Origin of the sequence: Sphingomonas sp. (assembly GCF_004799495.1) — a bacterium.
In the GTDB taxonomy this organism is placed as follows: Bacteria; Pseudomonadota; Alphaproteobacteria; order Sphingomonadales; family Sphingomonadaceae; genus Sphingomonas.
The window spans coordinates 453,112-460,955 of sequence record NZ_SSMY01000011.1 but is presented as its reverse complement, the minus strand read 5'-3'; the positions used below and the strand labels follow the sequence as shown (position 1 = coordinate 460,955).

Here is a 7,844-nt window from a genome sequence, read left to right as displayed (position 1 = left end):
GCAGGTCGCCGTGTCCCCCGGACACGGCTAAACCGTCCGGGGGACGGTTTACCTGCGCATCGTCACTTGCTTGCGCGTAGCTTTGGCTACGCGACTGCGCTGCGTTACTTGCCAGCGGGCTTCTCCGGGCGATCACGATCCGCTCGGCAACTGAATACGGACCCTGTTCCACGCGATCCCCGAATCGGCAATCCCGTAGCGCTCGGCGAGATAGGCCGGAAAGCGGTCGAGCGAATTGGCCGCGATCCACGTTCGTGCCTCGTCGATCTTCGCGTCGATCAGCACGAAATACCAAAAGCCCTGCATGAAATGCCACACGAACCCGAGCCGCCCGTCGAGGAAGCCGAGCCGCAGGAAATAGCGCTGCAGGAAATAGAGTACGGCGCGAAGATAGAGCGGCGCGCGCGCGTAGCGGTCGCGCATGCCGCGCCCGCGCCTGGCCGACGCGGTGATATCGCCGTCGCCGGCCCCGACCAGCCCGTGCTCGCGCGCAACGAAATCGATCATCTGGCGCGTGGCGTAATTGTTATGCTTCGCCACCCACCAGCCGATATCCTTCAGGCTCGCGTCGACCAGGTCGCCGCCGGTGACCCGCTCGGCGCGGCCGCGCGTGATCAGCAGCCGCTCGTCCATCCAGCGCTGTTCCATCCGCGCCGCACCGGGCCGCCACAGCCGCGTCAGCCAGGTGCGGTAATAGCCGCCCCAACGGATGAACTGGCCGCGAAACAGCACCTTCAATTTCAGGTCGAGCGCGGTGACGTCGGCGGGCAGGGCGGGAAGCTTTGTCTTCAACCGCTCGATCAGCCCGGGCTCGAGATATTCGTCGCAGTCGACGCGGATGATCCAGTCACTGTCGATCGCGATGCTATCGAGCGCCCATTGCAGTTGCGCGGCCTGGTTGGTGAAGGCGTGTTGGTGCACCTCCGCGCCCTTGACCTTGGCGATCTCCACGGTGCGGTCGGTCGAGAAACTGTCGATCACGATCACGCGGTCCGCCAGCGGCGCGATACGGTCGAGGCAGCGGCCGATATGCACCTCTTCGTCGAACGAGAGGATCAGGGCGGTGACGCTGGCGGTCATTCCGCCCCGGCGATGTCCAGCGTCGCGGCGCTGACCGCGATCAGCTCGTCGAGCGCGATCGGGGCGGGGGCGCCGTCGCGCGCGGCGGCGTAGAATGCCTTGACGAGGCCCGCCTGGCCCTTGTCCTGCGCCGATGCCTTGGTCGTCGCGGTCTTGCCGCCGCGCGTGACGTGCAGCTTGCGGAAGTCGTTGAGCCGGATGACGAGGCCGCCGGCGAAGATTTCGAGATATTCCTTGGGCAGCGCAGCATCGCCGAGCGAGGAATAGAGGATCGTGCCGGTCGACCCGTCGGCGAAGCGCAGCACCGCCGATACCGTGTCGCCCACGCCCTCGGGGCTGAACGCCTCGACCGCAACCGGCGGCCCGCCCGCCAGGAAGGTCAGCGCATCGACGAAATGGCAGGCCTCGCCGACGATCCGGCCGCCGCCTTCGCTGCCGTGGAGCCAGGAGTCGCCGGGGACGTGCCCGGCGTTGATCCGGTAATGCATCGCGATCGGCCCGCCGCAATTGGCGAGGGCCGCCTTCGCCGCGATCATCATCGGTGCGAAGCGGCGGTTGAAGCCGACCGTCAGCACGCCTGTCGAGGCTTCCGCTGCCGCCTGCACTTCGGCAAGCTGGGCGCGGGTCAGCGCGAGCGGTTTCTCGACGAACGCATGCTTGCCCGCTTCGAGCGCCGCGACCGCGAGCCGCGCATGGCTGTCGTGCCGCGTCGCGATGAACACGCAATCGGTCTCGGCGTCGCCAAGGACGGCCTGCGGATCGGTCGCGGCGTACGCGAAGCCCTGGCGCTCGGCGGCGTCGTGCGCCGACAGCCCGGTCGAGGTGACGACGGTGGTCAGGCGCTCGTTGCCCGCCTTCTTGAGCGCGGGGAGCAATACCGCCTTGGCGTAATTGCCGAACCCAATGAACCCGGTCCCGCGCGCCCCGCTCGTCGCCTTCTTGCTCGCGACCGGGATCGACCGCGCGATCGCGGTCGGCGTGTCCGGATAGGTCAGCAGGATCGCGAGATACGATTCGTCGCCGTCCATCAACTTGTACGCGGCTTCGGCCTGTTCGATTGGGAAACGATGCGTGACGAGCTTGAGCGGCGTGACGCGCCCGTCGGCGACGAGTTCGAGGAACGCCTGCATGTTGCGCTGCTCGGTCCAGCGGACATAGGCGAGCGGGTAATCGTGGCCGTCCTGCTCGTAGGCCGGGTCGTGCCGCCCGGGGCCGTAGGACATCGACAGCCTGAGATCGAGCTCGCGTTTGTAGAAGGGCTCGCGGTCGATCTCCATACCGGTCAGCCCGACCATCACCACGCGACCCTTCATCCGGCTGATCTCGGCGGCCTGGTTGGGCGGGGCGGAGGACTTGGCCGAGGCGGTGACGATCACCGCATCGGCGCCGTGGCCGCCGGTGAAGCCGCGCACCGCATCGTCGAGGCCCGCGCTGACCGCGATGTCGGCGCCTATCTCCAGCGCGAGTTGGGCGCGCGCCGGGTTGGGATCGAACCCGAGCACGCGGCAACCGTTCGCCTTGAGCAACTGAACGGTCAGCTGGCCGATCAGCCCGAGCCCCATGACAACCACGCGCTCGCCGAGCGTCGGATTGGCGACGCGCACGCCCTGGAGCGCGATCGCGCCGATCGTGACGAAGCTCGCCGCCTCGTCGTCGACCGCGGCGGGGATGCGCACCGACAGGTTCTTCGGGACGGCGTTATATTCGGCGTGGTTGGCCACCGCCGCGCCCGCGCAGGCAATCCGGTCGCCTACTGCATAGCCGCCCGCATCGCTGCCTGCCTCGACCACGGTGCCGGCGAGCGAATACCCGAGCGGGATCGGCGTATCGAGCTTGGCGAACACCTTCTGCACCGTCGGCAGCAGGCCTTCATTGCGCACCTTCTGCAGCGTCTTCCTGACCAGATCGGGCCGCGCCATCGCCTTGCCCGCCAGGCTCGATCGCGCGAGGTCGATGATCTGCTTCTCGGTCCCCGCGCTGATCAGCGACACGCGCGTCGCGACCAGATTACGGCCGCCGCCCGCACGGGGCACGGGCGCGTCGATCAGGCGCAGCACGCCGCTCCGGTAATTCTGCTCGACCTGTTTCACGCTTACTCCGTCGCCGTGTCGGCGGCCCCGATCTCGAATGTCGCCTCAAAGCAATCGGCCGGGAGTGTCAAGCACAGCCGCCGCGTCGCGACCTCTATCCCCATGTCGGGCCACCAGGAAGTCTCCTCGACGCGGAGTGGCGCCGAGCCGCGAATGCCGAGGGCGATCCCGCCGCGGCTGACGATCGCGGTGTCGCCGTGCAATTCGACGCTGCAGTCGGGGTGGAGCAGCAGGCGCGAGGTCGCCGGATGCCATGTCTCGCACAGGATGCGGTCGTGGAGCGTGATGCCGTTCGCGCCGACCTCGACCCGCCGTTCGACCTCGGGCTTGCCGGGCAGGTGCGCGTAGCCGTCGTGATGCCCGCGCAACAACATGCTGTCCTCGCCGCCGACATATTGCATGACGGTGACCTTGGGCCGTCGCCCGCAGCGGAACGCGCCGAAGAAATCGGCCGGCTCGGCACGATGGATCGCGAGGCAATTGTGGCTGTGCGCGCTCCGCGAGGCCTGGCGCTTGTCGCCTGCGACATATTCGAAGACGCCTTGGTCGACGATGAACCGCAAGCCCCCGACCGACAGCTCGACGCTGCCGATGTCGCCATGCGCGTGCGCGGGCAGGTCGTCGGGCCCGATCGCGCCCATGTCGGCGATCAGTGCGAAGCCGGGGGCGTGGAGCCCGAAATAGCCGGCGGCGGGCAAGCGGAATGCGCCGTCGGCGGTCGGGATTGGCTGGCTCGTGACTTGCGCGTAGGCGGTCAGGCACTGCCCGGGCGGATAGGCCATCGTCAGCCCGGCATCGTTGAACTGCGCCGGCCCGCCGTCGGGGTGCGCAAGCTGCGCCGCCGCCACCGCCATCCGCTGCAACGCCTTGTCGAGCGTGACCGTCGCCGCGCCGAACCCGAGCGCCGCACGCGTTTCGATCAGGTCGGCGAACACCTGTGCGTGGTACGACGACGAACGCTCGTAATGCATGCCGTCGCGCAGGATCTGGCGCGGCAGCTCGCGGTTGAGCAGATCGGTCGCCAGCGCGCGCCACGCATCGCTTTCGGGCGCGGCAAACCACGCACTCGCCCAGGCCAGCGCCTTGATATTCTTGATCAGATGATTGCCGCCGAGATCGGTTTCGAGGTTGCGCGCCAGGAAATCGATCTGCGTGGCGATACTCGCGCGGATGCCCTTCGCCTCGTCGGGATCGACGCCCCACACGGTCAGCCGCTGCATCCACACCACGACGCGCAGCGACAGCGCATAGCTGTTCCACGCATCGTGCCAATAACCGGGCTGGAAAGGCGGGTTCGCCGCGATCCACTGGCGGATCAGCGCGAGCCCGGCGTCGCGGTCGAGCTGCTCCAGATACTCCATGTAATGGAGGTTCATCCGCCAGAGTTGGTCACCGTCGGCGTGCCAGTCGATCGTTTCGCCCATCGCGACGGTGCGGCCGACGAAGGTGAAGCGCCAGCCGTCGGGGGTGCGCTCGATCATGTCCGAGCGCGGCGGAAAGACGGGCTGAGGCGGGGCCTCGGCCTGCCGCCCTTCGCCGGCCAGCATCGGCGGGCGTTTGAGCGTCCAGCGTCGCTGCGCCGCGAGTTTCAGCCGGGCGGCGATCTGGCGCAACGGGATGTGCCGCGCGAAAGCGATGTTGCGCGCGATGCTCACGCGACGAGTTTCTCGAATTCGGCGAGATAGGCACGCGCGAGTGCCTCGCGGTCGAAATGCCCGCGGACATACGCCCGCGCTGAGGCGCCGATCGCCTGCCCAAGCGCGCGGTCGTCGGCCAGTCTTTCGATCGCTGCGGCGAGTTCGCCATCGTCCTCGGGCGTGATCGCGATCCCCGCACGCCCCGCGTCCATCAACGCCTTCGCTTCGCCCTCGACCCCCAGGATCATCGGCACCCCCAACGCCATCGCCTCGAACATCTTCGACGGGATGACCGTTTCGAACGTATCGACTCGCTTGAGCAGCACCAAGGCCACGTCGCTCGCACCCCATACCGCGGGCATCATCGCCTTGGGCAATTGGTCGAGCATAAGGATGTTGGTCAGCCCGCGCTGGTCGCGGATCGCACGAATCCGCTCGCGGTCGCTCCCGCCGCCGACCATCAGGATTGCGATATCGTGGCGGTGCGCCAGGCGCTCGGCGGCGGCGATCACCGTGTCGAGCCCATGCGCCATGCCGTGCGTGCCGACATAGCTCGCGACGAACTTGCCGGTCAGGCCGTGCTCGGCACGGAACGCGTCAGCGGCGTTGGGGTCGGCGGCGAAGTGCGACAAATCGACGCCATTCTTGATGACCGCGATCGGCTCGCTCGGGCGGCGCGCGCGGATGTGCGGCACGAAACCGTCGGTGACCGATACGACGAGGTCGGTATGGGCGTAGGCGAACGCCTCGATCCGTTCGAGCAAGCGGATCGCGAACCCGCGCTTCATCGCGCCGACGGTGACGATGCTTTCGGGCCACAGATCGCGGATTTCGAGTACCCATGGCCGCGTGCGGCGCTTCAGAAACCATCCCGCCAGCCCGCAGAAGAATTGCGGGCTGGTCGACATCACCACGTCGGCCTTGGGCAGCCGCCACATCCACATCAGCACCGACAGCAGATAGCTGACGTAATTGATGATGCGTGGGAGGAAACCTTCGTTCGCGGCGAGCCATGTCCACAGCCGAATCACGCGGATGCCGTCGATCGTCTCTTCCTGCCACAGCCGGTTGCGATAGCCGGGGTAGAGCTTGCCCGCCGGGTGGTTGGGCGCGCAGGTGACGACGGTGACGTCGTGTCCCGCTTCACGCCACACGCGCGCATGTTCGGACAGCCGCGAGGCGGGTGCGTTGACCTCCGGCGGATAATAATGGCTGAGCGCGAGGATCCTCACCGCGCGAGTGCTGTGACGCTCTGCAACGAGCGTTCGGTCGCGACCTTCGCCCAGCCGCGCGATGCGCGCCGGTCGGGCGTATGCACCGCATTGCCCGCCAGCCAGTCGGCGACGGGGACCGAAAACCCCGTTTTCGAGCGTTCGACGATGGCGCGCGGGACGGGGTTCGCGGGTGCGGCGGCGAGCAGCCGCTTGCCCTCGCCGGGTTGCAGCGTCGCGATGCGCGGCGCGAGCGTCTTCAACAATGTGAAATCGACCAGTGGCACGCGGATTTCGAGCGAGTGCGCCATCCCCGCCCAGTCCGAATCGCGCAGCAACTGGTTGCGCATGTAATTGCCTGTCTCGAGCGCGCAGACGCGGCCGTTGTCGGAGCCGGGATCGGGGGTGATCGACCGCTCGAGCGCGCCGAGCGGGTCGAGTTCGCTCAGCCCCTCGCGCGCCATCGCCGGATCCATCGCCGTGTCGAGCTCGAACGGCATCAGCACCGCGCGACGCAGCAGGTACGCACCGGCCCAACTGCCGGCATAGTCGAGCACGGTCGCGGCCTTGGGGTTGCGCCGCGTCACGCCCGTCAGGCCGAGCAGCAAACGCGCCATCGTGCCGGAGCCGGGAATCGCCCCGAGCGGCCCGAAACGCCGCCGCATCTGGGGCACGGTGCGGAAGGTCGAATAGCCCGCGAGCAGTTCGTCGCCGCCCAGCCCCGACAGGGCCACCTTCAGACCCATCTCGCGCACCGCCTTGCTGACGAACCAAGTGTTGATCCCGTCGATGCTCGGCTGGTCCATCGCGTCGAAGATCGCATCCATGTCGCCGTGGAACTCGGCTGCGCCGACGCGGCGGATGTGGTGGTCGACCCCGTACTGCTTCGCGACCGCGGCGGCGCCGGGAGTTTCGTCCTGGTGCTGGCCCTCGAACTCGCCGAACGCCAGCGTGCAGGCGCGGATCCGCTCCTGTCCGCAATCGCGCATCAGCCCGATCAGCGCGGCCGAATCGACCCCGCCCGACAGGAACGCGCCGACTTCGACATCGGCGACGAGGTGATGCGCGACGCTGTCGCGCAACGCGCCGGCGACATCGACGCTGGCCGGGTCGGCGGCGCGGCCGTCGGCGAGGATTTGCGCGACATTGGCGTAGCGGACCGGCGCGCTTACGCCCGCGGCATCGACCCTCAGCCAGCTTCCGGCGGGCAGTGCCTTGATCGCGCGCCACGCGGTGAACGGCTCGGGCACCGATCCCGTCAGGTGAAACCCGGCGAGTCCCGCGGGCGACGGTTCGCGCGAGACGCCAGGATCGACCAGCAACGCCTTGACTTGCGAAGCGAACGTCAGTGCGCCGCCGGTGTCGGAATAATAGAGCGGCTTGATCCCGAGCGGGTCGCGCGCGAGCAGCAGCGAGCGGTCGCGCGCGTCCCAGATCGCCAGCGCGAACATGCCCCTCAGCTTGCCTAGCATCGCCGCGCCGTCGCGCGCATAGAGGTGGAGCATGACCTCGGTGTCGCTGTCGCTGGCGAACGCCACGCCCGCGGCGGTCAGCGCGTCGCGCAACGCGCGGTAATTGTAGATCTCGCCGTTGAAGACGATCGTCAGCCGGCCATCGGGCGTCGCCATCGGCTGATGCCCGCCTTCCGACAGGTCGATGATCGACAGCCGGCGATGCCCGAAGCCCGTGCGGCCGTCCTCGGCGATCCACAGCCCGCTCCCGTCGGGCCCGCGCGCCGCCATCCGGTCGCGCATCGCGATCAGCGTGTCGCGGCTCACCGCCCGCGCTGCCGCGGCGTGAGCATGGAAACCGGCGATGCCGCACAT

5 protein-coding genes are annotated in these 7,844 nt (G+C 68.3%); all 5 read right to left on the bottom strand.

The window, feature by feature from the left end:
* Nucleotides 1-132: 132 nt before the first annotated feature.
* From E7773_RS13750 to asnB, 5 genes are read right to left on the bottom strand one after another with little or no spacing between them, the layout of a single operon-like run.
* On the bottom strand, nucleotides 133-1,080 hold the full coding sequence (locus tag E7773_RS13750; protein WP_293992278.1) for a glycosyltransferase family 2 protein: 948 nt from the start codon (nucleotides 1,078-1,080) through the stop codon (nucleotides 133-135).
* On the bottom strand, nucleotides 1,077-3,170 hold the full coding sequence (locus E7773_RS13745) for a bi-domain-containing oxidoreductase (RefSeq protein WP_293992276.1): 2,094 nt from the start codon (nucleotides 3,168-3,170) through the stop codon (nucleotides 1,077-1,079). Before E7773_RS13745 ends, E7773_RS13750 begins: the two co-directional genes overlap by 4 nt.
* 2 nt (nucleotides 3,171-3,172) lie before the next feature.
* Complete coding sequence (locus E7773_RS13740) at nucleotides 3,173-4,825, bottom strand: alginate lyase family protein (protein WP_293992273.1); 1,653 nt, start codon at nucleotides 4,823-4,825, stop codon at nucleotides 3,173-3,175.
* Nucleotides 4,822-6,039, bottom strand: coding sequence for a glycosyltransferase family 4 protein (locus E7773_RS13735; protein ID WP_293992271.1), 1,218 nt, complete (start codon nucleotides 6,037-6,039; stop codon nucleotides 4,822-4,824). The genes E7773_RS13740 and E7773_RS13735 overlap by 4 nt, the downstream gene beginning before the upstream one ends.
* Entirely contained in the window at nucleotides 6,036-7,844 is a 1,809-nt protein-coding gene (asnB, locus tag E7773_RS13730) for an asparagine synthase (glutamine-hydrolyzing) (protein WP_293992269.1), read from the bottom strand. The genes E7773_RS13735 and asnB overlap by 4 nt, the downstream gene beginning before the upstream one ends.